This window comes from Pseudomonas sp. 8Z (assembly GCF_902506535.1).
In the GTDB taxonomy this organism is placed as follows: Bacteria; Pseudomonadota; Gammaproteobacteria; order Pseudomonadales; family Pseudomonadaceae; genus Aquipseudomonas.
This window is the reverse complement of the sequence record NZ_LR733826.1, coordinates 615,497-641,317: the sequence shown is the minus strand read 5'-3', so window position 1 is coordinate 641,317 and position 25,821 is coordinate 615,497. Positions and strand designations below refer to the sequence as shown.

24 protein-coding genes and 3 tRNA genes are annotated in these 25,821 nt (G+C 60.8%); 14 read left to right on the top strand and 13 right to left on the bottom strand.

Annotated features, from left to right (window positions below):
• Positions 1–94: 94 nt before the first annotated feature.
• The 5 genes from AERO9A_RS12355 to AERO9A_RS12335 all read right to left on the bottom strand — a co-directional run bounded on the left by AERO9A_RS12355 (position 95) and on the right by AERO9A_RS12335 (position 3,020).
• Positions 95–805: an rRNA pseudouridine synthase gene (locus AERO9A_RS12355; RefSeq protein ID WP_159972235.1), complete on the bottom strand. Its 711-nt coding sequence runs from the start codon at positions 803–805 to the stop codon at positions 95–97.
• Positions 806–914: 109 nt separating this feature from the next.
• Positions 915–1,208: a hypothetical protein gene (locus AERO9A_RS12350; RefSeq protein WP_159972234.1), complete on the bottom strand. Its 294-nt coding sequence runs from the start codon at positions 1,206–1,208 to the stop codon at positions 915–917.
• Between the two features lie 37 nt (positions 1,209–1,245).
• A complete protein-coding gene (rimO, locus tag AERO9A_RS12345; protein ID WP_159972233.1) occupies positions 1,246–2,568 on the bottom strand; it encodes a 30S ribosomal protein S12 methylthiotransferase RimO in 1,323 nt (440 codons plus the stop codon).
• Between the two features lie 183 nt (positions 2,569–2,751).
• Positions 2,752–2,828, bottom strand: a tRNA-Met gene (locus tag AERO9A_RS12340).
• A 115-nt stretch (positions 2,829–2,943) separates the two neighbouring features.
• A tRNA-Met gene (locus AERO9A_RS12335) sits at positions 2,944–3,020 on the bottom strand.
• 144 nt (positions 3,021–3,164) lie between these two features.
• Between AERO9A_RS12335 and dinB the strand changes: the two genes are divergently transcribed.
• Positions 3,165–4,217, top strand: coding sequence for a DNA polymerase IV (gene dinB / locus AERO9A_RS12330; RefSeq protein ID WP_159972232.1), 1,053 nt, complete (start codon positions 3,165–3,167; stop codon positions 4,215–4,217).
• 67 nt (positions 4,218–4,284) lie between these two features.
• Here dinB and AERO9A_RS12325 read toward each other — a convergent pair whose 3' ends face one another.
• Genes AERO9A_RS12325 through AERO9A_RS12310 form a run of 4 tightly spaced genes read right to left on the bottom strand, consistent with a single transcriptional unit; the run spans position 4,285 to position 8,913 of the window.
• A complete protein-coding gene (locus tag AERO9A_RS12325; protein ID WP_159972231.1) occupies positions 4,285–4,683 on the bottom strand; it encodes an META domain-containing protein in 399 nt (132 codons plus the stop codon).
• A 4-nt stretch (positions 4,684–4,687) separates the two neighbouring features.
• Positions 4,688–5,119: a hypothetical protein gene (locus AERO9A_RS12320; protein ID WP_159972230.1), complete on the bottom strand. Its 432-nt coding sequence runs from the start codon at positions 5,117–5,119 to the stop codon at positions 4,688–4,690.
• A 27-nt stretch (positions 5,120–5,146) separates the two neighbouring features.
• A complete protein-coding gene (locus AERO9A_RS12315) occupies positions 5,147–6,142 on the bottom strand; it encodes a 2-hydroxyacid dehydrogenase (RefSeq protein ID WP_159972229.1) in 996 nt (331 codons plus the stop codon).
• Between the two features lie 11 nt (positions 6,143–6,153).
• Positions 6,154–8,913, bottom strand: a complete 2,760-nt coding sequence (locus AERO9A_RS12310; protein ID WP_159972228.1) for a response regulator — start codon at positions 8,911–8,913, stop codon at positions 6,154–6,156.
• 122 nt (positions 8,914–9,035) lie between these two features.
• On the opposite strand from AERO9A_RS12310, the gene AERO9A_RS12305 reads away from it, so the two are divergent.
• The 8 genes from AERO9A_RS12305 (at position 9,036) to AERO9A_RS12270 (ending at position 19,818) form a co-directional block, all read left to right on the top strand.
• Positions 9,036–9,746 carry a response regulator transcription factor gene (locus AERO9A_RS12305; RefSeq protein ID WP_159972227.1) on the top strand — a complete coding sequence of 237 codons (711 nt, stop codon included), beginning with the start codon at positions 9,036–9,038 and terminating at the stop codon, positions 9,744–9,746.
• Positions 9,743–11,080, top strand: coding sequence for a histidine kinase sensor domain-containing protein (locus AERO9A_RS12300; protein WP_159972226.1), 1,338 nt, complete (start codon positions 9,743–9,745; stop codon positions 11,078–11,080). The genes AERO9A_RS12305 and AERO9A_RS12300 overlap by 4 nt, the downstream gene beginning before the upstream one ends.
• Before the next feature lie 362 nt (positions 11,081–11,442).
• On the top strand, positions 11,443–13,467 hold the full coding sequence (locus AERO9A_RS12295; protein WP_256665949.1) for a TonB-dependent receptor domain-containing protein: 2,025 nt from the start codon (positions 11,443–11,445) through the stop codon (positions 13,465–13,467).
• Positions 13,468–13,626: 159 nt separating this feature from the next.
• Positions 13,627–14,532, top strand: a complete 906-nt coding sequence (gene cysM / locus AERO9A_RS12290) for a cysteine synthase CysM (RefSeq protein ID WP_159972224.1) — start codon at positions 13,627–13,629, stop codon at positions 14,530–14,532.
• Positions 14,532–15,884, top strand: a complete 1,353-nt coding sequence (rlmD, locus tag AERO9A_RS12285; RefSeq protein ID WP_159972223.1) for a 23S rRNA (uracil(1939)-C(5))-methyltransferase RlmD — start codon at positions 14,532–14,534, stop codon at positions 15,882–15,884. Before cysM ends, rlmD begins: the two co-directional genes overlap by 1 nt.
• Before the next feature lie 122 nt (positions 15,885–16,006).
• Positions 16,007–18,250, top strand: a complete 2,244-nt coding sequence (gene relA / locus AERO9A_RS12280; RefSeq protein ID WP_159972222.1) for a GTP diphosphokinase — start codon at positions 16,007–16,009, stop codon at positions 18,248–18,250.
• An 89-nt stretch (positions 18,251–18,339) separates the two neighbouring features.
• Positions 18,340–19,170, top strand: a complete 831-nt coding sequence (gene mazG, locus AERO9A_RS12275; protein WP_159972221.1) for a nucleoside triphosphate pyrophosphohydrolase — start codon at positions 18,340–18,342, stop codon at positions 19,168–19,170.
• Positions 19,171–19,278: 108 nt separating this feature from the next.
• Positions 19,279–19,818, top strand: coding sequence for a DUF2058 domain-containing protein (locus tag AERO9A_RS12270; protein ID WP_159972220.1), 540 nt, complete (start codon positions 19,279–19,281; stop codon positions 19,816–19,818).
• A 166-nt stretch (positions 19,819–19,984) separates the two neighbouring features.
• Here the strand turns inward: AERO9A_RS12270 and AERO9A_RS12265 are convergent, their stop codons facing one another.
• Positions 19,985–20,260 (bottom strand): Rho-binding antiterminator, encoded by a 276-nt coding sequence (locus tag AERO9A_RS12265; protein ID WP_159972219.1) that lies wholly within the window; start codon positions 20,258–20,260, stop codon positions 19,985–19,987.
• A gap of 414 nt (positions 20,261–20,674) precedes the next feature.
• Between AERO9A_RS12265 and AERO9A_RS12260 the strand changes: the two genes are divergently transcribed.
• Both AERO9A_RS12260 and AERO9A_RS12255 read left to right on the top strand, forming a co-directional pair.
• Positions 20,675–21,802, top strand: a complete 1,128-nt coding sequence (locus AERO9A_RS12260; protein WP_159972218.1) for a DUF5610 domain-containing protein — start codon at positions 20,675–20,677, stop codon at positions 21,800–21,802.
• 48 nt (positions 21,803–21,850) lie between these two features.
• Positions 21,851–22,087 (top strand): glutaredoxin family protein, encoded by a 237-nt coding sequence (locus AERO9A_RS12255; RefSeq protein ID WP_159972217.1) that lies wholly within the window; start codon positions 21,851–21,853, stop codon positions 22,085–22,087.
• Between the two features lie 47 nt (positions 22,088–22,134).
• Here AERO9A_RS12255 and AERO9A_RS12250 read toward each other — a convergent pair.
• From AERO9A_RS12250 to mobA, 3 genes are all read right to left on the bottom strand, one after another.
• A tRNA-Pro gene (locus AERO9A_RS12250) sits at positions 22,135–22,211 on the bottom strand.
• Positions 22,212–22,327: 116 nt separating this feature from the next.
• Positions 22,328–22,549 (bottom strand): YgdI/YgdR family lipoprotein, encoded by a 222-nt coding sequence (locus tag AERO9A_RS12245; RefSeq protein ID WP_159972216.1) that lies wholly within the window; start codon positions 22,547–22,549, stop codon positions 22,328–22,330.
• An 83-nt stretch (positions 22,550–22,632) separates the two neighbouring features.
• Complete coding sequence (mobA, locus tag AERO9A_RS12240; protein WP_159972215.1) at positions 22,633–23,214, bottom strand: molybdenum cofactor guanylyltransferase MobA; 582 nt, start codon at positions 23,212–23,214, stop codon at positions 22,633–22,635.
• A 65-nt stretch (positions 23,215–23,279) separates the two neighbouring features.
• Between mobA and moaB the strand changes: the two genes are divergently transcribed.
• The 3 genes from moaB to AERO9A_RS12225 are packed head-to-tail and all read left to right on the top strand — an operon-like array spanning position 23,280 to position 25,814.
• A complete protein-coding gene (gene moaB, locus AERO9A_RS12235) occupies positions 23,280–23,819 on the top strand; it encodes a molybdenum cofactor biosynthesis protein B (RefSeq protein WP_159972214.1) in 540 nt (179 codons plus the stop codon).
• A complete protein-coding gene (glp, locus tag AERO9A_RS12230; RefSeq protein ID WP_159972213.1) occupies positions 23,816–25,030 on the top strand; it encodes a gephyrin-like molybdotransferase Glp in 1,215 nt (404 codons plus the stop codon). The genes moaB and glp overlap by 4 nt, the downstream gene beginning before the upstream one ends.
• Positions 25,031–25,034: 4 nt before the next feature.
• Positions 25,035–25,814, top strand: a complete 780-nt coding sequence (locus AERO9A_RS12225; protein ID WP_159972212.1) for an NAD-dependent deacylase — start codon at positions 25,035–25,037, stop codon at positions 25,812–25,814.
• Positions 25,815–25,821 lie beyond the last annotated feature (7 nt).

The following is a 25,821-nucleotide window of genomic DNA, read 5'->3' as shown; positions in this document are numbered from 1 at the left end:
ATAGCGCGTAGGGCGGGAGCAACCCGCCGCATGGGCCATGGCGGGTTGCTCCCGCCCTACGGTATTTGTAGGTGTAGCCTACTACAGCTCTGCTTTAGAAGCGTTCCTTCTCACCCAGGTAGCGCCACTGCCCGACTGGCAGTTTGGCCATCGGCACGCCGCCAACGCGGATGCGCCTCATCGCCTTGATCTGCAGGCCCAGGGCCTTGCAGAGCTGTTGCAACAGATCGGGAGCGGGGTTCTTCAGGGCGAAGCGCAGGCGTTGCTCGCTCTGCCAACTGGCCTTGCACGGTGGAAACTGCGTGCCCTTGTGGATCAGGCCCTTCTTCAGGCGTTCGAAGGTACTGGCCGGCAATTCGCCCGTGACATCCACCAGATACTCCTGTTCCAGCTTGGCGCCGTCCTCGCGCAGCTTGCGCTGGGCGCGCCAGTCCTGACTGAGGATCACCAGGCCGCTGGCACCCTGCTGCAGCGGCAGGCTCTGCTCTTGGCGCAGGAAATGGCCATGCAGGATGCGCTGCGCGTGCGGGTCTTCTTCCCAGTGGTGCTCGCGTGCCAGCAGATGCTGCAGTTGTGCGGCGCTGGTACCGGCCGGGCAGTGCACCAGCAGCGTCACGGGCTCTACTGCTTCAAGCGTGGCATCGGGGTGCAGCTCGACGCGCTGATCCTCGACCTTGAACTGCGGCGCCTCGACCACCTGACCGTCTACTGTCACCCAGCCGCCGGTGATGTACAGATCGGCCTCGCGGCGCGAGCAGCCGAACAGTTCGATGACGCGTTTGGACAGGCGGGTGGGTTCGGTCATGGGCTGGCTCTGACTGGAAAACGGGCGGGCATTCTAGCTGTTTCCCTGAACTGGCGATGGACTCGGTTGAGAATAGTGCCATCGCCGTTTCAGGCAGCCTCTCGATGCGTTAGCAAAAGTCTTTGCTGAACCTGGCCAGTTCCTCCTGTGTCAGCAGTTCGAGATCTTGCATGAGGCACAGTTGCAGATGGGCCTTCGAGCGGCTCAGGCCATCGAAGGCCCTGGCCATTTCCTTGTCGCGCTGATGAATCAGACGGTATAGCTCGCCATATCGCTCATGAGCGCTCAGTGCCGAATTGCAGCAGATTGCCTGGCTTTCATCCAGGATTCGCTGGGAAAAGCGTTCAAGGGCCTTAGTTTTTAGCTCTTTGAATATTTTCCAGTCGGACTCGCTGATCGTCATTGGTCGCTCCTCACATCTGCTAACGAGCGCGTGCGGTTTACACCAACTCGCCCCACATATCGTACTCGTCGGCATCGACGATGCGTACGCGCACCTTGTCGCCCGGCTTGACGTGGGGGGAGTCGATGAACACGCTGCCGTCGATCTCCGGGGCATCGGCCCAGGAGCGCGCCACGGCGCCTTCGCCGTCCACTTCGTCGACCAGCACGTCCATCTCCAGGCCGATCTTGGCTTGCAGGCGCGCGGAGCTGATGGCCTGTTGGTGTGCCATGAAGCGCTCCCAGCGCTCCTGCTTGACGTCGTCAGGCACCGGCTCCAGGCCCAGGTCGTTGGCCGGTGCGCCTTCTACAGGCGAGTACTGGAAGCAGCCGACGCGGTCGAGCTGGGCTTCGGTCAGCCAGTTGAGCAGGTACTGGAAGTCTTCCTCGGTTTCGCCAGGGAAGCCGACGATGAAGGTGGAGCGGATGGTCAGTTCGGGGCAGATCTCGCGCCATTTCTTGATGCGCGCCAGGGTCTTGTCTTCGAAGGCGGGGCGCTTCATCGACTTGAGCACTTTCGGGCTGGCGTGCTGGAAAGGGATGTCCAGATACGGCAGCAGCTTGCCGGCGGCCATCAGCGGGATCACGTCATCGACGTTGGGGTAGGGGTAGACGTAGTGCAGGCGCACCCAAACGCCCATGGAAGAGAGCGCTTCGCACAGTTCGAGCATGCGCGTTTTCACCGGCTGACCGTTCCAGAAGTCGAGCTTGTACTTCATGTCGACGCCGTAAGCGCTGGTGTCCTGGCTGATCACCAGCAGCTCCTTGACGCCGGCCTTGACCAGGCGCTCGGCCTCGCTGAGCACATCGCCCACCGGGCGGCTGACCAGCTTGCCGCGCATCGACGGGATGATGCAGAAGCTGCAGCTATGGTTGCAGCCTTCGGAAATCTTCAGGTAGGCGTAGTGGCGCGGGGTCAGCTTGATGCCCTGCGGCGGCACCAGGTCGATCAGCGGGTTGTGCTCGGTCTTCGGTGGGATGACTTCGTGTACGGCGCTGACCACCTGCTCGTACTGTTGTGGGCCAGTGACAGCCAGCACGCTCGGGTGCACGTCGCGGATGCTGTCTTCGGCTACGCCCATGCAGCCGGTGACGATGACCTTGCCGTTCTCGGCCAGGGCTTCGCCGATGGCGTCCAGCGACTCGGCCTTGGCGCTATCGATGAAGCCGCAGGTGTTGACCACCACCACATCGGCATCCTGGTAGGTCGGCACGATCTCGTAACCTTCCATGCGCAGTTGGGTCAGGATGCGTTCGGAGTCGACGGTTGCCTTCGGGCAGCCGAGGGAAACGAAGCCGACTTTCGGTGTGGCGGTGGACATGCGGGCTAACCTCTAAGGGCGCCTGGTTGGCGCCTCTGATCAAAAAGTGCGCAATTCTAGCGGTGCTTCAGGCGCTTGACCAGAGCTGCCTTTACCTCGACTTCGTCATCGCAGAAGGGGCGCGCAAGGCCGGTAGGCCGGAAACGAAAAAGGCCACTCGTTTGAGTGGCCTCTTTCTGAAGGTGGTTGCGGGAGCAGGATTTGAACCTACGACCTTCGGGTTATGAGCCCGACGAGCTACCAGACTGCTCCATCCCGCGGCGGCCATTCTACTCAGGAGTAAAGTGGTGTCAATCGATTTCTTGTGTTTAATCGAAATAATTAATTCGTGAGCAATAAAAAAGGCCACTCGTTTGAGTGGCCTTTTCGTGAAGCTGGTTGCGGGAGCAGGATTTGAACCTACGACCTTCGGGTTATGAGCCCGACGAGCTACCAGACTGCTCCATCCCGCGTCTGTGGGTCGGCATTCTACGGTTTAATCGCTGGCTGTCAACCGCTATCTTCAAGAAAAGTGTTTTGCGTTCAGATGCTTAGGCTCAAACAACTGTTAGACTTGCCACCCCGAACCAGCATTGGCAAGGCTTTGCGAGGGTTACGTGCGCAAGATCATTCACATCGACTGCGATTGCTTTTATGCCGCTATCGAAATGCGTGACGACCCCAGCCTGGCCAATCGACCACTGGCGGTTGGTGGCGCGGCAGAGCGGCGTGGGGTGATCGCCACCTGCAATTATGAAGCGCGTGCATACGGTGTGCGTTCGGCCATGTCTTCTTACCAGGCGTTAAAGCTGTGCCCCGATCTTTTGATCGTCAAGCCGCGCTTTGAGGTGTATCGCGGCGTGTCGCGTGAGATTCACGGCATCTTTCGCCAGTTCACCGATTTGATCGAGCCGTTGTCGCTGGACGAGGCTTATCTGGATGTCACTGAGGCGCCACACTTTGCCGGCAGCGCCACGCGTATTGCCCAGGAGATTCGCCGGCGGGTAGCACAGGAGCTGCATATCACCGTATCGGCAGGGGTGGCGCCGAACAAGTTTTTGGCCAAGATCGCCAGTGACTGGCGCAAGCCCGATGGCCTGTTCGTGATTACCCCGGATCAGGTCGAGGATTTCGTTGCCGCGCTGCCGGTGGGCAAGCTGCATGGTGTTGGCAAGGTCACGGCAGACAAACTGGCTCGCCTGGGTATCCGCACCTGTCTGGATGTGCGTGATTGGAGCAAGTTGGCGCTGGCGCGCGAGTTCGGCAGTTTCGGTGAGCGTTTATGGGGCCTGGCCTGGGGGATCGATGAGCGAGCGGTAAAGGTCGATAGCCGCAGGCAGTCACTCAGCGTTGAGCACACCTTCGAGCAGGATTTGCCGGATTTGCAGAGCTGTCTGGATAAACTGCCTGCCTTGCTGGAGGAGATGAACGCTCGGTTGCAGCGCCTCGACAGCAGTTATCGGCCAGACAAGCCCTTCGTCAAGGTCAAGTTCCATGACTTCACGCAGACCACCTTGGAGCAAGCGGGGGCTAATCGTGATCTGGAGAGTTACCGGCAACTCTTGGCCGGTGCTCATGCGCGCGGCAACAAGCCGGTGCGCTTGCTGGGGGTGGGGGTGAGGCTGCTTGATTTGCGCGGGCGGCAGGAACAGTTGGAGTTATTTGCCTAATCCGTGTCGTTCGCGTAGGGCGGGTGAACCCGTCATCACAACTGACGGGGTTTCCGCCCTACGAAATTTACTCAGCCTGCAGGCGAATCGGCTTGCCCTTGGCGGGCCACAGTTGCAGTTGGCCCAGCACATTGACATCCCAGCGTTGCACTTGGGTGATGGCGTCGAGGAAGCGCTTCTCCTGCTCCATCAGCGCCGGCGCACACTGTTTACGTGTGCTGCCGGGCGTCTCGAAGCGGATGGTCTGTTTTTCCAGGGTGTAGTTGGCGAACCAGTGGTTGCAGCCGGTATTGCCGTGAGCACGACCGTCGGCGGCGAAGGTGATGGACAGGTGGCTGTTGTCGATCAGCGGGCGTTCGCCGATCCATTCCACGTCATAGCTGTGCTCGGTTTGTAGCTGTGGGGCATTGCTGCTGCAGCCGCTCAGCGTGGCGCCGAACAGCGCGAGGTAAAGGGCGCGACGCATTGGCTCAGGCCTCCTGGCAGGTGCGGCACAGGTGGCGGCCAGCATCGTTGCGCCAGCCCAGTTCGGTAATGCGGGCTTCGGCAGCAGGCGCTTGAGCCGCTTTGCCAAGCGCGGCGTCGACGGCGAATTCGAAATCCAGTTGCTTGCCACAGCCATCGCAATTGACCTGCCAGTTATGGATGGCCAACTCCTTGAACTGCGGTCCCTGGCATACCGCCAGCCATTGACCGGGTGGGTTGATCAGGTGACGAACCTTCTCCACTTGCAAGCGCATGTGCAGGTCGCGGCTGCCTTTGAGGGTGACCAGCAGGACGTCCTTGGCCTGGATCGAGCCGCCATTGCCGGTGACTTGATAGCGGCCCGGCGCCAGGGCGCGGCATTCGGTGAGGGTGTGTTGCGGGTTGAGTAGGGTGTAACGGAAATCGTGTTCGGCCATGGGTCCTCCAGATCAGTCGGCATGCTATCACGTGCCGCTCTTGACCTCATTGCTCAGGCGGCCTGCGGCCCAGGCGGCGACATTGTCCAATGTGGTCTGGGCGATGGCGCCGAGTGCCTCATGGGTAAGGAAAGCCTGGTGTGCGGTGACGATGACATTGGGAAAACTCAGCAGCCTGGCCAGGGTGTCGTCCTGCAGTGGCAGGTCGGAGTGATCCTCGAAGAACAGCTCCGATTCCTCTTCGTAAACATCCAGTCCCAGGTAGCCGAGTTGGCCGTTTTTCAGCGCGTCGATCAGGGCGGGCGTATCGACCAGTGCGCCGCGGCCGGTGTTGATCAACATGGCGCCACGTTTCATCTGGCCCAGGCGCTCGGCGTCGATCAGGTGATAGCTGCTGTCGGTGAGTGGGCAGTGCAGGCTGAGGATGTCGCTTTGGGCAATCACCTGGTCGAGGTTTGCCTGGCGTGCGCCGAGAGCTGTGAGGCCTTCTAGCGGGAAGGGGTCGTAGATCAGTACCTGGCAGCCGAAACCATGCATGATGCGCGCGAATACCTGGCCGATCTTGCCGCCGCCGATGACGCCAACGGTTTTGCCATGCAGGTCAAAGCCGGTCAGTCCGTGCAGGCTGAAGTCACCGTCGCGGGTGCGGTTGACGGCGCGGTGAATGCGGCGGTTGAGTGTCATGACCAGGGCCACGGCGTGTTCGGCCACGGCGTGTGGTGAGTAGGCCGGCACCCTTACCACGGGGAGCCCCAGGCGCTGGGCCGCAGTCAGGTCGACATGGTTGTAGCCGGCCGAGCGCAGGGCGATCAGGCGTGTGCCGCCTGCTGCCAGGCGCTCCAGCACGGGCGCCGAAAGGTCGTCATTGATGAAGGCGCAGACCACCTCGTGGCCTGCCGCGAGCACGGCGCTGTCGAGGGTCAGGCGGGCTTCCTGAAAGTGCAGCTCCCAGCCTGCTGGGCGTTCGGCTGCGCTAAAACTGTCGCGGTCATAGCGCTTGCTGCTAAATAGACAGATTCGCATTGGCGTGCTCCTTAGACGTCTTGCGCCGTAGCTTCGATCAGGCGCGCAATGGCAGCGTCCAGCTCGTCCAGGGCGCGCTTTGCTTCTGGATCATCCTGCTTGAGCAGGGTTTCACTGCGCTGGCAGGCGGCGCGCAACTGCGGTACGCCACAATAGCGAGTGGCGCCATGCAGGCGGTGCACGCGTTCGATGAGTGCCGTGCGTTCTGCGGCGTCGCGGGCTTGGCGAATGGCCTGGCGGTCGCCGGGCAGGCCCGCCAGTAACATGCTCAGCATGTCGGCGGCCAGGTCGGTCTTGCCGGCGGCCAGGCGCAGCCCTTCTTCGGCATCGAGCACCTGGCTCGCGGCGGCGGTTGTCGGCGTGTTTTCGCTTGCTCGCGCCGGGCGATGGCCCTGTAGTGATAGGCCACTCCACTTCAGCACGACTTGCGAGAGCTGGCGCTCGCTGATGGGTTTGGTCAGGTAGTCGTCCATGCCGCATTGCAGCAGGGTGCGCTTTTCGCTGGCCAGGGCGTGGGCGGTCAGGGCGACGATGGGGGTGGCGCTGCGCCCTTGCTCGCTTTCCCATTTGCGAATCGCCTCGGTGGTTTGGCGACCGTCCATGCCGGGCATCTGCACATCCATGAATATCAGGTCGAAGCTGTCGCGCTGGAAGGCGTGCAGCGCCGCGTGTCCGCTGTCGACGGCGCAGACTTGTGCGCCAAGGTCATTGAGCAAGGTCTGTACCAGCAGCAGATTGGCCGGGTTGTCGTCGACGCACAGGATCTGCGGGCGACGCCCACTGTGGATGGTGGGCGTGGGCTCATTGATGGATGCGCGCTGCGGGCTGACCAGTTCGACCATGGCCTTGTGCAGTTTGCGTGTGCACGGTGGTTTGGCCTGAAGCTGGAGGTAAGCGTCCGGCAGCGTCTCGTGGTAGGCGCCCAGCTCCGTGGTTGGGCACAGCACCAGTGTTTTGCAGCCCAGGCGTTCAAGCTCCCAGATGTGCTGGCCGAGCTGCTCGGGGGTGACTTGTTGGGTGGCCAGGCCGAGCACGGCCAGGCTCAGGGGGGACTCGCTCTGTTGGCGCTTGGCTACGGTGTCGAGCAGTATGGGCAGGCTGTCGACGCTTTCTACTTCCAGGCCGCAGTCTTCCAGTTGATGGACCAGTGCCTGGCGTGCCAGTTCGTGGCTTTCCAGTACGATCGCATGGCGGCCCTGCAGGGGCGCGCGAGGCAGGTCGTCGGCGTCGTCGCGGGCTTTGGGCAGGGTCAAGCTGATCCAGAATTCCGAGCCTTCGCCGGGAGTGCTGTCGACGCCAATTTCGCCGCCCATCTGTTCGATCAGGCGCTTGGAGATGACCAGTCCGAGTCCTGTTCCGCCGGCTTGTCTGCTAAGTGAGTTGTCGGCCTGGCTGAAGGACTGGAAGAGTGAGTGCAGATCGTCGTCGGACAGACCGATGCCGGTGTCCATGACGCTGATGCGCAGTTGTGCGCTGTCGCTGCTCTCGTCCTCGACCATGGCGCGCATGACTACCGTGCCCTCGCGGGTGAACTTGATGGCATTGCTCACCAGATTGGTCAGTACCTGCTTGAGGCGCAATGGGTCGCCACGCAGCGCCAGCGGGGTGTCGCGGTAAATCAGGCTGACCAGCTCCAGGTGTTTTTCATGGGCGGCGGGGGCGAGGATGGTCAGGGTATCTTGCAGCAGATCGCGTAGGTTGAAGGGGATGGATTCAAGCACCAGCTTGCCGGCCTCGATCTTGGAGAAGTCGAGTACCTCGTTAATGATGCCCAGCAGGCTCTCGGCGGACTTTTCGATGGTGCTCAGGTAATCCTGCTGGCGCGGGCTGAGTTCGCTCTTTTGCAGCAGGTGAGTAAAGCCGACGATACCGTTGAGCGGTGTGCGGATCTCGTGGCTCATATTGGCCAGAAACTCGGATTTGATGCGGCTGGCTTCCAGTGCTTCCTTGCGCGCGAAATCCAGTTCGATGTTTTGGATTTCGATGGTTTCCAGGTTTTGGCGCACGTCTTCGGTGGCTTGTTCGATGTTGTGTTGCAGTTCTTCCTGGGCGCTCTGTAGAGCTTCAGCCATACGGTTGATGCCGGAGGCCAGTTCGTCCATCTCATGGCTGCCCAGTGGTGGTAGGCGGGTTTCCAGGTTGCCGTCCTTGAGCTGCGCCACGCCTGCCTTGATGGCCCGTAGCGGCTCGTTGATGCTGCGGCCCATGCGTAGGGCGAGCAGGGCGGTGACGCTCAACCCGCCGATGATCAGCAGCAGGCTGGCGAACAGGCTGCGATAACCGCTGAGCAGGGTGCCTTGGTGCGACAGTTCCAGTTCCACCCAGCCTAATAGGTGGGCGGTGCGTTCCTCTTTAAGATCGCCGCCCAGCGCCAGGTGATAGTTGTAGACCGGCAGCAGAAAGCGCGTGGCGTCCTGGCCGCTGAGGCGGCTGAGGCCGATTTGATTGTCCGGGGCCGGGTTGAGCATGCTGGGCCCTGCGTAGGCCAATGGCGTACGTTCTGGCGCGAGAAAACTAACGGCGCGCACATCCTGGTGTTCCAGCGCCTGCTGGGCGATACGCTCCAGCTTCTGCGCATCGCCTTGCTCCAGTGCTGGTGCGGCCAGCGGCGCCAGGTGCTCGACCAGCATCTCGCCACGCTGCTGCAGTTGGGCTTGCAAGCCTGACAATTGCACCCAGGTGAAATAGCCGCCGAGCACCAGGGCCAGCAGTGTCGTGGGTAGAAGAGTGAGCAGCAGCACGCGGCCCTTGATGCCTAATTCCTTGAACACGCTTGACCTCCCTTGGTGAATGGGCGCCAGTGTAGCGGCTTGGCGCGGTGGAATCTGTAGATGAGTGATTCGCACACGGGATGTAGAATTGTTCGCATTTACCCTTGGATCGAACTCAATTCATGATGACCTGTGCCCCCGCTGCCGCTCGGATTCTTGCCGTCGAGGATGACCCTCTATTGGCCAGCCACCTGCAGGCACATCTGTGTGGCAGTGGCTTCGACGTTGTGCTCAGTCAGGATGGCGATGAAGGCCTGCGATTGGCTGAAAGTGAGGATTTTGACCTGATCCTGATGGACATTCTGCTGCCTGGCATCAATGGTCTTGAGGTGTTGCAGCGGCTGCGTCGTTATCGCAGCGTGCCGGTACTGCTGATGTCGGCATTGGGTGACGAGCAGAACCGTATTGCCGGCTTCAGTCAGGGCGCCGACGATTACCTGCCCAAACCCTTCAGCCTAGGTGAACTGAGCGTGCGCGTGGAGGCCATCCTGCGCCGCGTCGCCTATGAGCGCCGTGAGCAATTGCCTGGCAGCGACGATGCTGGTTTGCACTTTGATGAGGCGCGCAGCGATGTTGCCCATGCTGGCCGCTGGATCGGCCTGACGCCCTGCGAGTTCCGTGTGCTGGAGTTGCTTTGGCGACATCGTGACGAGGCCCTGAGCAAACCCTTCTTGTATCAGCAGGCGCTTCGTCGAGCCTATTCGCAGCACGATCGCAGTCTGGACATGCACGTCAGCCACATCCGGCGCAAATTACAGGCGGCCGGTTATGGCGCGGCGCGTGTGGAAACGGTTTGGGGCAAGGGTTACACCCTGGTGCAGGTGAGCCCATGAGATTACCGGGCTGGCACTCGCTGCTCTGGCGCCTGACGGGAGCGCTGGCGCTGTTCTGTCTGTTGCTGGCCAGCCTGTATGTCGATCTCGGACGTATTCTGCTGGAGGCTTCGTCCTATCTGTCGCCTGCGAGTCGGCAGATACTCCGAGGCTATGCCCAGGAAGCCGAAACGGCCTGGCGTCAGGACGGCACAGTCGGTGTCGATACCTTCCTGCAGCGGCTAACGGTGCGTGAGTCAGTGTGGGCCGTGGTCGTCGATGCCGGTGAAACCTCGCTTTCCTCTCTGTCGCTCACCCAGGATGAGAAGCAACGCCTGGACTTCGTGCGCCGTCTGGACTTCCCTGTGGGGCGTCCCGGTGGAACGCCCATCTTCTTCATCCCGTTTAGTGACGGCCAAGGACGACTGGTGATGGAGCTGCCTTGGCAGCTCAATCCGCGGCGCTATAGCGATCTGTGGAATCTACTGCTGCAGCGTGTGGTGCCTGCGCTGCTGGCCGTATTGTTCGGCGTGGTTTTGTATCGCGCGCTGATCGCCCCGCTGGCCGCTTTGCGTCGGCAGGCAGCGGCGCTAAGTGCGGGCGATCTTTCGGCGCGCCTGGGGACGACGATGACGCAGCGACGTGACGAGTTAGGCGAGCTGGCACGTACCTTCGACCACATGGCCGAACGCCTGGAGGGGACGGTGGCGTTCCAGCGCCAGTTGTTGCGCGATCTCTCCCATGAACTGCGCACACCGTTGGCCCGTTTACGTGTGGCAGGGGAGAGTGAGCGGGATGTTCCTGCTCTGCGCCAGCGCCTGGCGCGTGAAGTACAGGAAATGGAAAAGTTGGTGGGCGATGCCCTGGAACTGGTTTGGCTGGACACCGAAAGGCCTAGTCTGCCGCTGGAGGATGTTGATGTCGTAAGGCTCTGGGACGTGCTGCGGGAAAATGCCGGTTTCGAGACTGGCTGGCCTGTCGAGCGCATGCCCTGCGAGCTGCCGAACGACTGTCGGGTGCTAGGTAATCTCAACGGTCTGGCGCAGGCGCTGGAGAACATCTTGCGTAATGCCATTCGTCATTCGCCGCGTGAGGCTGTCGTACGCTTGGGTGGGCGCCGTGAGGGCGGGTACTGGCTGTTGTGGATTGAGGATCAGGGGCCGGGGGTTGCGGAGGGCGAGTTGGAAACTATCTTCCGTCCCTTTACTCGACTCAGCGCGGCGCGTCCGGGGGGGGATGGCTTCGGCCTGGGGCTGGCTATTGCTCGCAGCATGATCGCCAATCAGGGCGGGGAACTCTGGGCGGAAAACGCCTTGCCCGGATTGCGGCTCGTGCTGCGTTTGCAAAGTGTATAAATCGTAAATTCGATTTACTCTCAAATGACAATAAATACTATTTGCGCCCTGACCCAGCAGGGCTGCCGAGTTCTGGTGCTCCTTTGATTGCCGGTGCGTTCGCTGTCGGTGGTGCTTCTGACCATGGCGGCATTAGCCCTCGTCTGCGAGCCATTGCAATGTGCGCGCGGTGTAGCGCGGCGCGTGAAAGGTGCGAGATGGGTCAGCCAGCGTAATCAAGGTCTTGTGGAGTGCAGCGGTGCCTGTGCAGGACGGTCGCTGGATACAAGCCGACCATCTATCTCGATCACAGGGAGCCATACATGTCACTCACCACGCGAAGCTTAGCTGTAGCGTCAGGGCCTCGATTCAAGCAAAGCGCATTGGCTGTCGCACTGGCATCTTTGGTCTGCTCGGCGGGGGCCAGCGAGAGCGCTGAGCAGTTGGAGCTTGGCACGGTGGTGGTCAGCGCCACGGGTTTCGAACAGAGCGTCAAGGATGCGCCGGCGACTATTACCGTCATCTCCGCCGAGGAGTTGCAGAAGCGTTCGTACACCGATGTTACCGATGCGCTGAAGAACGTGGCCGGGGTTCAGGTTGCAGGTGGCGGTGTGGAGCGCTCGGTACAGATTCGTGGCATGACTTCGGGGTACACCTTGTTCCTGGTCGACGGGCGGCCGCTGCAGGGCAACGATGCCTTCGGCCTCAATGGCACGCAGGAAGGCACACCGATCAATTTCCTGCCGCCGATCGAGGCGATCGAGCGGATCGAGGTTATTCGTGGCCCGGCTTCATCCCTCTACGGCTCTGATGCCATGGGCGGTGTGGTCAATATCATCACCAAGAAGATTCGCAATGAATTTGCGGGCAGCATGACCACCGAATACAGCATGGCCGATAGCGCTAACAAGGTGAACGAAGACGGTTACCAGACCAGCGCCTATCTGAATGCTCCGCTGATCGATGACGTGCTGGCCTTGCAACTCAATGGCTCGTTTTTGCATCAGGATGAAAGCCACTTTCAGGGCAATGACGACAGTGCCGCCTCCGATCCGCGCTATAGAAGAAGCAACTTGGGCGGCAAGCTGGGTTGGAGCCTCGACGAACAGAATCTGATCTCCTTTAACTACAACGAAGCGCAGCAGCGTCGTTGGGCCCATCCAGGCAAGAGCCTCGCCATTAGCGAAGAGCCCAGCTTCAACGAGTCGATCCTCAAGACTTACGCCATCACCCATGAAGGGCGTTATGACGACGTGCTGCTGGACAGCTACGTCAACTATGACACTTCGGAAAACCCCACTCGGGTGAACGCCAATACCGGTAATGGCATTGAGTTCAAGGTGCTGACCGTCAATACGCAGGCGACCTACTTCCTTGGCGCCCATGCGCTGACCGCTGGCCTGACCCACAAGTATGAAGAGCTGACGGATGGCGCCAGCAGCGGCCTGCGTCCGCCGGTGGTGCCGGTTGCCGATGCAGTTGTGGAGATGGAGCGTTACCAGAACTCGCTCTTTCTCGAAGATAACTGGAGCCTGACCGACGACCTGGCGCTGACTTTCAGTGCCCGTTATGACGATAACGAGGCGTTTGGCAGTCAGGTCAGTCCCAAGGTCTATGCGGTTTATCACCTGAACGAGAGTTTCACTGTCAAGGGCGGAGTGACCTCCGGCTACAAGGCGCCGAGCCTGCGCCAGGCTGCCACCGACTTCGGTGCCACCTCCAGGGGCGGCGTGGTCATCGGTAACCCCGAGCTGACGCCGGAGACCAGCCTCAATCGCGAGATCGGCATTGGCTACGAGAACTTCGATCTGGGCATCAACAGTACCCTGACCCTCTACCAGACCGACTTCAAGGACAAGATCAACCGCACCGGACGCATCTGTGCGCAGAACGTGCCCTGCGAATACAACGGTGTCAGCTACCCGGCGCACCAGTTCGGTTACACCGCCTATGAGAATGTGGATGAGGCGCAGCTACGCGGTGTCGAGTTCACGCTGGATTATCAGATTCTCGACAACCTGATGTACCGCCACAGCTACACCTACACCAACACTGAGCAGAAGTCCGGTCAGTACAAGGGCGAGCCGCTCAACGACATGGCCAAGCACATGTTCAACCTGTCACTGGACTGGCAGGTGATGGAGAAACTGAATCTGTGGACGCAGCTCAACTACCGTGGCGAGACCTCCGGGCGCTGGCAGACCGGTACCAGTGGTGCGGCCAGCAATGGCGTGACCTATCCGTCCTACACCTTTGCCGATGTCGGCCTGGTGTACAAGCCAAGCCGCGATCTGAGTCTGAAATTCGGTGTTTACAACGTCACCAACAAAGAGGTCACCACAGAGGATGACTATGCCTACAACCTCGATGGTCGGCGTTACGTGCTGGGCCTGACACAGAGTTTCTAAGGTCAGACCAAGCACCTAGGCCACCTCAGCGTTTGCTGCGGTGGCCTTGTCGTTTTCGGGCATGCAGACATCGCCCCATGAGTTCGATCATGACGTGATGCCGTAGCGGGTTCGGCGTATCATTGCGCCCCTTTGCGTTAGTCTGGATTCGCACACCTCATGAGCCTGCAATTTCCCACCATCGCCGAGTGCATCGGCAACACGCCTCTGGTGCGCCTGCAACGCCTTGCCGGTGAAACCAGCAATACCCTGCTGGTCAAGCTGGAGGGCAACAACCCGGCCGGCTCGGTCAAGGATCGTCCGGCGCTGTCGATGATCAACCGCGCCGAAATGCGCGGTGATATCCAGCCTGGTGACACCCTGATCGAGGCCACCAGCGGCAATACCGGTATCGCCCTGGCCATGGCGGCGGCGATCAAGGGTTACAAGATGATCCTGATTATGCCGGACAACTCCACCGCTGAGCGCAAGTGGGCGATGACCGCCTATGGTGCCGAGCTGATTCTGGTCAGCAAGGAAGAGGGCATGGAAGGGGCGCGTGATCTGGCCGAGCGCCTGCAGGCCGAAGGCCGTGGCAAGGTGCTGGATCAGTTCGCCAATGGCGACAACCCCGAGGCGCACTATAGCGGCACCGGCCCGGAAATCTGGCAGCAGACTGGCGGCACCGTCACTCACTTCATCAGCTCGATGGGCACCACCGGCACCATCATGGGCACTTCGCGCTACCTCAAGGAGCAGAATCCGGCGATCCAGATTGTCGGTCTGCAACCGCAGGAAGGCTCGGCCATTCCCGGTATCCGTCGCTGGCCGCAGGAGTACCTGCCCAGGATCTACCAGGCCGAGCGTGTCGATCAGGTGGTGGACATGAGCCAGGCCGAGGCCGAGCACGTCATGCGTCGTCTGGCACGCGAGGAGGGCATCTTCTGCGGAGTGTCTTCCGGTGGTTCGGTGGCAGCCATGCTGCGTTTGTCGCAGCAGGTGGAAAATGCGGTGATGGTGGCGATCATCTGTGATCGCGGCGACCGCTACCTGTCCACCGGCGTTTACGAAGATCCGGCGCACTGATGGCCAGACGTACCCCAAGCCTACGCTTTCAGCCCAGCGGCGGCAGTCGTGCGCAGGCCGTACCGGTTGGCAAGAAGCAGCGATTGACCATCGAGCGCCAGGCCGGTGACGGTCGTGGTATTGCTTTCGAGGCGGGGCGCACCTGGTTCGTCAGCGGCGCGCTGGCGGGCGAGCAGGTCGAGGCGCGCGTGCTCAGCGCCCGGAGTCAGACCGTCGAGGCGCGCGTCGAGCACATCATCGCTGCCAGCAGTGAGCGCCGCACGCCGCCTTGCGCGCATGCCGAGCGCTGTGGCGGCTGCAATCTGCAGCATATGACGCATGCCGATCAGCTCGCGCTGAAGCAGCGTACGTTGGCTGAGCAACTGAGCCGACTGGGCAATCTAGAGCCCGACGAGTGGATGGCGCCGCTGGTCGGGCCGGAGCTGGCATACCGTCGCCGCGCGCGTATCGCTGTGCGCTGGGATGCCAAGGCGCGTCACCTGCATGTGGGGTTTCGTGCCGAGGCCAGCCAGGACATCGTTGCCATCGAGCATTGCCCGGTGCTGGTACAGCCCTTGCAACCTGTGTTGCAGGCGTTGCCTGCGCTGTTGCGGCGCCTGAGCAAGCCCCAGGCGTTGGGCCACGTCGAGCTGTTCAGTGGCACGGCTGTGGCGTTGCTTTTGCGCCATACGGCTGCACTGGGCGAGGGCGACCTGGCGTTGCTGCGCGAATTTTGCGCGGCCCATCAGGCTCAGCTCTGGCTGCAGGGCGAGGGTGAGCCACAGGCCGATGGTGATGTGCCCGGCCTGGGGTTCGCACTGCCGCGCTGGAATCTGGAGTTGGCCTACCGACCGGGCGATTTCGTGCAGGTCAATGCCGCAGTCAACGAGGCGATGGTGGCGCAGGCGCTAGACTGGTTGAGTGTGCAGCCTGGCGAGCGGGTGCTGGATCTGTTCTGCGGTTTGGGTAACTTCGCTCTACCGCTGGCCCGCGAGGGTGCGCAGGTGGTGGCTGTGGAAGGTGTCGATGCAATGGTCGAACGCGCTGCAACCAATGCCGTGCGGCAAGGTCTTGAGCAGGTGCGTTTTTTTCGTGCCGATCTGGCCCGTCCTTTGGATGAGGCTATTTGGGCGCGTGGCGGGTTCGACGCCATCCTGCTTGACCCGCCACGAGATGGTGCGTTTGAAGTGGTGCGAGGTATTTCGGCTTTGGCGGCCAGACGCCTGGTCTATGTATCCTGTAACCCGACCACTTTGGCGCGTGACGCTGCGGAGTTGGTTAGGCAGGGGTATGGCCTGCGTCGCGCCGGCATTCTCGACATGTTTGCGCAGACGGCGCATGTCGAAGCCATGGCGTTGTTCGAAAAGCTATAGGGGCAGCGCTGCTGCCTCGGGGGAGTGCGCAGGAGGCGCATTCTTTCAGTCAAAACGACCCGCTCGGAGAAGGCTGGCGATTATTCGGTGTTGTGTAGGCGCACCGTAGGGAAGGTAGAAAGATGGTTCAGGTCAGAGCGCACCAGCCGATCAACGATGACGGCAGTATCAACCTCGATGCCTGGGTGGCGAATGTGGTTCGTATCGACCCGGCGCTCGATGCCCAGGCGCTGAAGGAGGCTTGCGAATTTGTCCGCGAGGCCGAGCAGCAAGCCAATGCCGGTTCGCATCATTGGAGTGAGGGGGCGTCGATCTTCGGAGCGGGCCTGGATATTGCGGAGATCCTCGCCGACCTCAAACTCGATCAGGATTCGCTGGTCGCGGCGGTCATCTACCGTGGCGTGCGTGAGGAGCGCATTCCGTTGGCTGTGGTACAGCAGCGTTTTGGCACGGTGGTGGCCAAGCTGATCGAAGGTGTGCTGCGCATGGCGGCGATCAGTGCCAGTATCAATCCGCGCGAGTCGGTGGTGCTGGGCTCGCAGACTCAGGTAGAGAACCTGCGCAAGATGCTGGTGGCCATGGTCGATGACGTGCGCGTGGCGCTGATCAAACTGGCCGAGCGTACCTGTGCCATTCGCGCGGTCAAGGAAGCCGACGAGGACAAGCGCCAGCGCGTGGCGCGCGAAGTCTTCGATATATATGCGCCGCTGGCTCACCGCCTGGGTATCGGTCATATCAAGTGGGAGCTGGAGGATCTGTCCTTCCGCTATCTGGAGCCGGATCAGTACAAGCAGATTGCCAAGCTGCTGCATGAGCGCCGTCTGGATCGCGAGCAGTACATCAACGACGCCATGGCGCACTTGCGTCAGGAGCTGGAAGCTACCGGCATCAAGGCTGACATCAGCGGCCGGGCCAAACATATCTATTCGATTTGGCGCAAGATGCAGCGCAAGGGCCTGCAGTTCAGCCAGATCTACGACGTGCGTGCGGTGCGCGTGCTGGTGCCGGAAGTGCGCGACTGCTACACCACGCTGGGTATCGTGCACACCCTGTGGCGGCACATTCCCAAGGAGTTCGACGACTACATCGCCAACCCCAAGGAGAACGGCTACCGCTCGCTGCATACCGCCGTGCTCGGCCCGGAAGGCAAGGTGCTGGAGGTGCAGATCCGCACCACCGCCATGCACGAAGAGGCCGAGCTGGGCGTTTGCGCGCACTGGCGCTACAAGGGCACTGACGTCAAATCCGGCTCCAACCACTACGAAGAGAAGATTTCCTGGCTGCGTCAGGTCATCGAGTGGCACGAGGAGCTGGGGGACATCGGCGGCCTGGCCGAGCAACTGCGTGTCGACATCGAGCCCGACCGGGTTTACGTGTTCACCCCGGACGGTCATGCCATCGACCTGCCCAAGGGCGCGACGCCGCTGGACTTCGCCTACCGTGTGCACACCGAGATCGGTCACGGCTGCCGCGGCGCCAAGATCAACGGGCGCATCGTGCCGCTGACCTACAGCCTGCAGACCGGCGAGCAGGTCGAGATCATCACCAACAAGCAGGGCTCGCCGAGCCGCGACTGGCTCAACCCCAACCTGGGTTACGTCACCACCAGCCGTGCGCGGGCGAAGATCGTCCACTGGTTCAAGCTGCAGGATCGCGACCAGAACGTCGCCGCTGGCAAGCAGTTGCTTGAACGCGAGCTGGCGCGCCTGGCCCTGCCCAGCGTGGACTTCGACAAGCTGGCTGAGAAGGCCAACCTGAAGACTGCTGAAGATCTATTCGCCGCGCTCGGCGCTGGCGACGTGCGCCTGGCCCATGCGGTCAACCTGGCGCAGCAGTTGAGCGAGCCGGATCGCAGCAACGAGCAAATGGAGCTGATTCCGCGTAAAGCTCAGGGTTATCGACCGGGCAAGCGTGGCGATATTCAGATCCAGGGCGTGGGCAATCTGTTGACGCAGATGGCTGGCTGCTGCCAGCCGCTGCCGGGCGATCCCATCGTCGGTTACATCACCCTGGGACGTGGCGTCACCATTCACCGTCAGGATTGCCCGACGGTGCTGCAGCAGGCCGGTCGCGAGCCGGAACGGATGATTCAAGTGAGCTGGGGGCCGGTGCCGGTACAGACCTACCCGGTGGAAATCGCCATCAAGGCCTACGACCGCTCCGGTCTGCTGCGCGATGTCACCCAGGTGTTGCTCAACGAGCGGCTCAACGTGCTGGCGGTCAACACCCGTTCGGACAAGAACGACAACACCGCGAGCATGTCCATCACCGTGGAGATACCAGGCCTGGATGCACTTGGGCGGCTGCTCGCGCGGATCAGTCAGCTCCCCAACATCATCGAGGCGCGCCGCCAGCGTGCCAATTGAGCGGCAAGCTTCAAGCCGCAAGCTGCAAGAAAGTGCATGAGCTTTTAACTTGCAGCTTGATGCTTGCCGCTTGCAGCCCAGGAGCTCTTATGTACCAACTCGACGATCTGTTGCATTTGATGGCGCGTTTGCGCGATCCGCAGCATGGCTGTCCGTGGGATCTCAAGCAGACCTACGCGAGCATCGTGCCCTATACCCTGGAGGAGGCCTATGAGGTCGCCGATGCCATCGAGCAAGGCGACTTCGAGCACCTGCCGGGCGAGCTGGGCGACCTGCTGTTCCAGGTGGTCTATTACAGCCAGTTGGCGCAGGAGGAGGGGCGTTTCGATTTTGCTCGTGTCGTCGACGCCATCACCACCAAGCTGGTACGTCGTCATCCCCACGTGTTCCCTGATGGCGACCTCTACGGTGCCCCTGATATGGCGAGGCTGGAGGAGGCTGCTATCAAGCAGCGCTGGGAAGAGCTCAAGGCCGAGGAGCGTGCCGAGAAGGCCGCTGCGCCCGAGCAACTGTCGCTGCTCGATGATGTGCCGACCGCCTTGCCTGCTCTGAGCCGCGCCGCCAAGTTGCAAAGGCGTGCTGCCCAGGTCGGCTTCGACTGGCCCGAAGCCCTGCCGGTGGTGGATAAGGTGCGCGAAGAGCTGGATGAAGTGCTCGAAGCCATGAGCGAGAACGACGCCGAGGCGGTGGCCGAGGAAATCGGCGACCTACTGTTCGTCGTCACCAACCTGGCGCGCCATCTCAAGGTTGACCCGGAGGCAGCATTGCGGGGGGCGAACGGCAAGTTCGAGCGACGCTTTCGCTTCATCGAACAGCGCGTGCGTGATGCTGGGCGCGACATGCATAGTTGTACGCTGGAGGAGCTCGATGCGCTCTGGGGTGAAGCGAAGAAACAGGAGAAGCAGGCTCCAGGCTGCTGAGAGGCCTGCTGGGCTGGAGCCGCGGTGGCTTAGCCCTTATGCTGGGTACTTTTCATGGTGGCGCCGATTGCGCCGCCGGATCTGAAACAAGTGTGGAATCGTTAAGTTATGGGTCTTTCCCTGCGTGACCAGTTGCTCAAAGCGGGTCTGGTCAATGAAAAACAGGCCAAGCAGGCCGGTAAGCAGCAACAGAAGCAACAGCGCCTGGCCAAGAAAGGGCAGGCCGAGTTGGATGATTCCACCCGGCAGGCCGCCCAGCAGGCGCAGGCCGAGAAGGCCGCCCGCGATCAGGAGCTCAATCGCCAGCAGCAGGAAAAAGCCGAGCAGAAAGCGCGTGCTGCGCAGATCAAGCAACTGATTGAGCGCTCGCGTTTGCCCAAGCTGCAGGGCGAGGACTACTACAACTTCGTTGACGACAAAAAGGTCAAGCGTCTGCCGGTCAATGCCATGATGCGCAACAAACTGTCCAACGGCTGGCTGGCTATCGTGCGCCATGGGGGCGGCTACGAGGTGATTCCGCGTGAAGCAGCGCTGAAGATCCAGGAGCGCGACCCCTCGCGCATTGTCCTGCTCAACACTCATGTCGAAGCACCGGATGCCGATGATCCCTATGCGGCCTACCAGATTCCCGATGATCTGATGTGGTGAGTGCGCCTTAGGCTCTTTACGAAAATTCGTCGAGCGTAGATCAGGCAATATCGATGGCGGCCCCCGCTTAATCGCTCGAAGAGGCGCAGTTTGCGCATTGTAAATGAGCGTTCTGAGAGCGATTTCAGCGCAGCATCACCGAGTGCAGGTGCTTTTCGTACACTGCTTAGCAATTGTGGTGGTTCAGCAGTACGCGATCAAAGCTGGCGCGTTCATCCAGCGCGCTGATCGCTACGAGGTGATCGAGACGCAGGCGTTGCGTGCCGCTGGCGTTAAGCACGTGCAGATACTCTTCCTTATTTGCGGTGGTTTCGGTGGTCAGCGCCTGGCCCTCCAGGTTGCTGCCGTCCGTCAGCTCGATCAGTAGTCGATAGCGGCGCATGCAAGCGATCTCCAGATAGTCGTAGAGATTGCAGGCCAGTGGCTGGTACGGATGATCCATTGTGTAAGAACCTGTTGATGATCTGCTGTGCGTTGGCCCTACTACGTTAACAACAGGCTCGGACGCGCTTTAGCGCGGCCCGAAGGGCGAGCGAAGTAAGTACTGTTCATTTACCGCTCGTAAAGTCAGGCGCGACTCCGGCCGCTGCTCGCTTGTTTTGGCTGGGGGCGCCAGCGGTGTTGTATGACTCTAGCTCGCGAGATCGTGAGCGGGCGCTAAGGTCCAGATTCTCTTTGCTTGGTATTACTGATGCCGCATTGGTTTCGCTTTGGCATGCCAGTCTTTCTTCGAGCAGCCTTGTGTGGCTGCCGCTGTTATTGCAGGTTTGCGGTCGACGACCACTGATCGACCAGGGCTAAAGTCTGGCCACTTGCTGCCGTTAACCTCGGCAGACTTTCTGCTAGGAATGCAGCCATGAACCTGGGTTCGCTCAATTCTTCCGCGTCGCGCTTTGCTCCATTCGTTCAGCCTCAGGCTGCTCGCCCGGCGAGTGCTGATGCTCAGAATACGTTGGCCAATCGATTGGCTGACAAACTGGGTATGCAGCCTGGCGCGTTGAGTGGCAAGCAGGCCGATTACACCCCGGAGAAGGTTGCTGATCGCATGCTCGGTTTCATCGAGCAGCGCTTGCAAAGCGAAGCGGCTGCTGGCGCTGATCCAGCCAAGTTGGGCCAACTGTTGAGCCAAGCCCGTGATGGCGTGGAAAAGGGTTTTGCCGAAGCGCGCAAGGTTCTCGATGGCATGGGTGTCCTGAAAGGCCAGGTCGCCAGTGACGTCGACGATACTTATAAAAGGATTCAGAGTGGGCTTGATGATCTCGGCAAGCGCTTCGCTCAAGGCAGCACGCCGACCACTTCTGGCTCGCTCGGCGTAGCGGCATACAGTGAGCGCTTCAGTGCTTTGGCAGAAACCTTCGACATGGAGGTGACGACCCGTGATGGTGACAAGCTGCGTATTTCCGTTGCACAGGCCTCAGCGAATTGGTCGCAAAGCAGTGTGGCGGCGGCTAGTGATGGGAGTAGCAGTGTGGTATCGGCTAGCAGTCGCTCAGGAAGTTTGCAGATCGGTGGCTGGCAGGTGGATGTCGAAGGCGAGTTGGACGACGATGAGGTCAAGGCGCTGGAGAAGTTGTTCAGCCAGGTTCAGGACGTCTCGGATAAGTTTTATACCGGTGACCTTTCCGGTGCTTTTGATCGTGCCATGTCCTTGAATATGGACGGTGAGCAACTGGCGTCTATGTCGCTGCGTCTGACTCAAACCAGTGTGCGTCAGGCTACCGATGCTTATGGCGCAGTGGCAGGGCAGGGCAGTAGTGCCGTCAATGGTGATCTGCAGTCCTATGCTCAGGGTTTGCTCGATGCGCTACGCAGTGCCGGTGACCTGACTGAAAATGCAGGCGGTATGCTCAAGGATCTGCTCAAGGGCGGCTTCAGTCTCGATGATCGTTTCGACCTGCCGCGTTTGCAGAAAGCCGATGCGCTCAATAGCAGTTTGCTCGACGGTCTTTCGTCGCTATTGCCTGAGCTGTCTGACGAGCGCTAAACGCGCAGGTGCTAGACTGCGCGCCCAGACGATGCCGGAGCTGCGCTCATGACGCCTGAATGCCAACTGCTAGGAACGCTGGGTTGCCACCTCTGTGAGGTGGCGCAAGCGGTTCTTATGCCGTTCGTCGAGAGTGGTCTATTGGTCGAGTTACTCGACATTGCCGAGCATGAAGAGCTCGTTGAGCGCTATGGTTTGCGTATTCCCGTGCTGCGTCGTTGCGACACCGGGGCTGAACTTGATTGGCCCTTCGCAGGTGCGCAAGTGGTGGATTTCTTGCGTTGAGAAAATTTAGGCAATAAAAAACCGCCGATTAAGGCGGTTTTTTGATTTGGTCGGAGAGACAGGATTCGAACCTGCGACCTTCTCGTCCCGAACGAGACGCGCTACCAAGCTGCGCTACACTCCGAATGTGGGCCGTATTCTACTGAAAAACTTTTACCGCACAAGGGGTTAGCCCCAAATTTTTTAGCGCTGAGAATGCCGCTTGTTACTCGGGCCTGGGGGCAGGCCCGTTTTCTATGTTCAGAGTTCCTTGACCGTTTGCACCTGATCTTTGTTGATGGTGGCGCGCTTGCCGTCGAGTTGTTCGAACTCGTAGAAGCCGGAATCCTCGTCATAGGCCGGCTTGTCCACGGTCTGAATCTCGCGGCCGTCGGTCAGGGTTATAACCGATGGAGAGGCACAGCCCGCCAGAGTGGCGAGGCCAATGGCAAGAAAAAGGGCGGGAACGATCCGTTGAGTCATGGTTTGTCTCCTTGAGCGATACAGGGGTTATACCTTGTATGTGACGGTTCAATAAAAGCTGAGTTCCCGCTTTCGATTGTTGATCAAAGGTTTTCCAGTGCTTGGGGGGTATTGATATTGCTCAGGCGCGGATCGTTGATCGGGCAGTCCAGGGCGACCGGCTGGTGCCGGGTGAACCAGCGTTGTGGGCTGCGCTCGCCATTCGACCAGGCTGTTTCCAGATCCGTTTTCAGTCGTGTTGGCAGCAGGCAAAACAGTGGTTCCCAATATTGCCCTTGGCGTACTACGACAGGGCGTGCACCGGCTCGTGTGAGCAGGGCGTCTAGTAATTGTCGGTCGATGCTGGGGGCGTCGCATGGTAGTACCAGTAGTTGGGAATGTCTGGCAATGGCCATGCCGGCGCGAATGCCCGCCAGGGGGCCCTGAAAATCCTGGTCGTCATCGGCTACCAGGTGGTCGGCATAGCTGGCGTAGCGCTCCTGGTTGCGATTGCAGGAAAGGATGAGGTCGTCGCTCAGGGGGCGTACTTGCTCATGGATCCAGGCGATAAGGGGACGTCCGCGCCAGTCGAGCAGCCCCTTGTCTCGCCCGCCCATCCGTTGGCCGCGCCCACCTGCGAGCAGCAGCACCGAGCACGGGGTGGCAGATGAAGGTGGTTGGGGCATGGCGCAGTCTCCAGAGCGGTGCTGTGATATAACTCCGCGCATTGTCTACCAATTGGAAGCCCGTCATGAACCATAAAGCGGATGCGCTGTTCGTGCCTTTGAACATTGCGGTACTGACCGTCAGCGATACCCGTACCCTGGGAACCGATACCTCCGGCCAATTGTTGGTGGATCGACTGAGCGAGGCGGGGCATCGTCTGGCTGCGCGCGTGTTGCTCAAGGATGACCTGTACCGCATCCGCGCCCAGGTCGCGACCTGGATCGCCGAGGATGAAGTGCAGGTGGTGGTAATCACTGGCGGTACCGGTTTCACGGGGCGTGACAGCACCCCGGAGGCGGTTGCGTGCCTGTTGGATAAGCAGGTCGATGGTTTCGGTGAGCTGTTCCGGCAGATCTCCGTTGCCGATATTGGCACCTCCACGGTGCAGTCACGTGCTCTCGCCGGGTTGGCCAATGGCACCTTGGTGTGTTGTCTGCCGGGCTCGACCAACGCTTGCCGCACAGCCTGGGACGGTATTCTTGCTGAGCAGCTCGATGCTCGCCATCGCCCCTGCAATTTCGTGCCTCACCTAAAGCAGGCCGCACCCTGCGAGAGCCGTGGATGAGCGGTTGCGATCAGCCTGGTTTGCTGTCGCTGGAGTTGGCGCAGCAGCGCTTGCTGGCGCTGGCTGATTCTTCTCCGATTAATGACACCGAGTTCGTTGCCTTGGCGCAGGCCGACGGTCGGGTGCTGGCGGCTCCATTGGTTGCGGGGCTCGACCTGCCGCCCTGGGATAACAGTGCAATGGACGGTTATGCGCTGCGCCTGGCTGACTGGCAGGGTGTTGCCTTGCCGGTCAGTCAACGGATTCTCGCGGGCTCGGCGCCGCAGCCGCTGGAGCCGGGTACGTGCGCGCGGATCTTTACGGGCGCACCTCTGCCAGCGGGTGCTGATACGGTAGAGATGCAGGAAAACGTCGAGCTGGACGAGCAGGGGCGTGTGCGCTTTCTCCAGGGGCTGCGTATTGGGCAGAACGTACGGGCGCAGGGGCAGGAAACCCGCCTCGGTGAGTGCGTGTTGCCGGTCGGTACGCGTCTTGGGCCTATCGAGTTGGGCCTGGCTGCATCTCTCGGCGTTGCAACGCTTGAGGTGCGGCGGGCGGTGCGGGTTGCCGTACTGTCTACTGGTGATGAGCTTGTCGAGCCGGGTCAGCCGTTGGCTGATGGGCAGATTTACAACAGTAACCGGCGGTTGTTGATCGCTTGGTTGCAGAGGCTGGGCTGCGAGGTGGTCGATGGTGGCATCCTGCCTGACGATTTGCAGCGTACCCGTGATGCGCTTGCCGCTCTTGGTCGAGTCGATCTGATCCTCTCGACCGGTGGGGTGTCGGTGGGGGAGGCGGACTTTCTCGGTATCGTTCTGCGTGAGGCGGGGGAGCTGGCATTCTGGAAGCTGGCGATCAAGCCGGGCAAGCCGCTGACCTGTGGGCATTATCAAGGGGTTCCCGTGATTGGCCTGCCGGGCAATCCGGCCTCGACTCTGGTGACCTTCGGTCTTCTCGCGCGGCCTTATCTGTTGCGTCGTATGGGTGTGCAGCGGGTTGAACCGTTGGCCTTCGAGATGCCTGCCGGTTTTGTCTGGAGCAAGGCTGGGCAGCGTCGTGAATACCTGCGCGCCCGTATCGAGCAGGGGCGCGTGGTGCCCTATGCCAATCAGAGCTCCGGCGTGTTGCGCAGTGCTGCCTGGGCCGAGGGGTTGGCTGAGGTGCTTGAAGGGCGCACCCTCGCCGAAGGGGATCGCCTGCGCTTCATACCGCTCAGCGAGTTGTTGGGCTAAGCGAATGGAGGCAGCGCTTTACAGAGTGGCTCAGGCTCTTGCTAGGGCTGAGCGCGTACTTTTTATCACGGGGGCTGGGCTTTCCGCCGACTCTGGCTTGCCCACTTATCGAGGACTCGGTGGGCTCTACAACGGACGCACCGAAGATGGTCTGCCTATCGAGGCAGTGTTGTCCGGGGCGATGCTGCGGCGTGATCCTGCTCTGTGCTGGAAGTACCTTGCCGAGCTCGGTGGCGCATGTCTGCAGGCTGTGCCAAATGCTGGGCATCTGGCGATTGCCGAGTTGCAGCGCCGGATTCCAGGGTGCTGGGTGTTAACTCAGAATATCGATGGCTACCATCGTGCTGCTGGCAGTCCGGCAGGGCGCCTGATCGAGATTCATGGTGTACTGGCGCCTTTGTTTTGTCAGTCCTGTGCGGCTGAGGACGAAGAGCTGGCGGCGCATCTGCAGCGATCGCTGCCGCCGCGCTGCAATGCATGTGGCGGTGTCTTGCGGCCGCCTGTGGTGCTGTTCGAGGAGATGTTGCCGCAAGAGGCCATCGATACGCTGTATGCTGAACTGCGCAAAGGGTTTGACCTGGTGCTCAGTGTCGGCACTTCGTCGACATTCCCTTACATTGTTGAGCCGGTGTTGCGTACGCGTGAGCGTGGCGGGCTTGCGGTTGAGATCAATCCAGGCCTGACAGCCTTGAGCGCAGAGGTGGATGTCCGCTTGGTTGGGACAGCCTTAGATGTGTTGCCAAAACTACTGGGTCACATTTCTAACGATAGAATTTGCAAATAGCATTTAT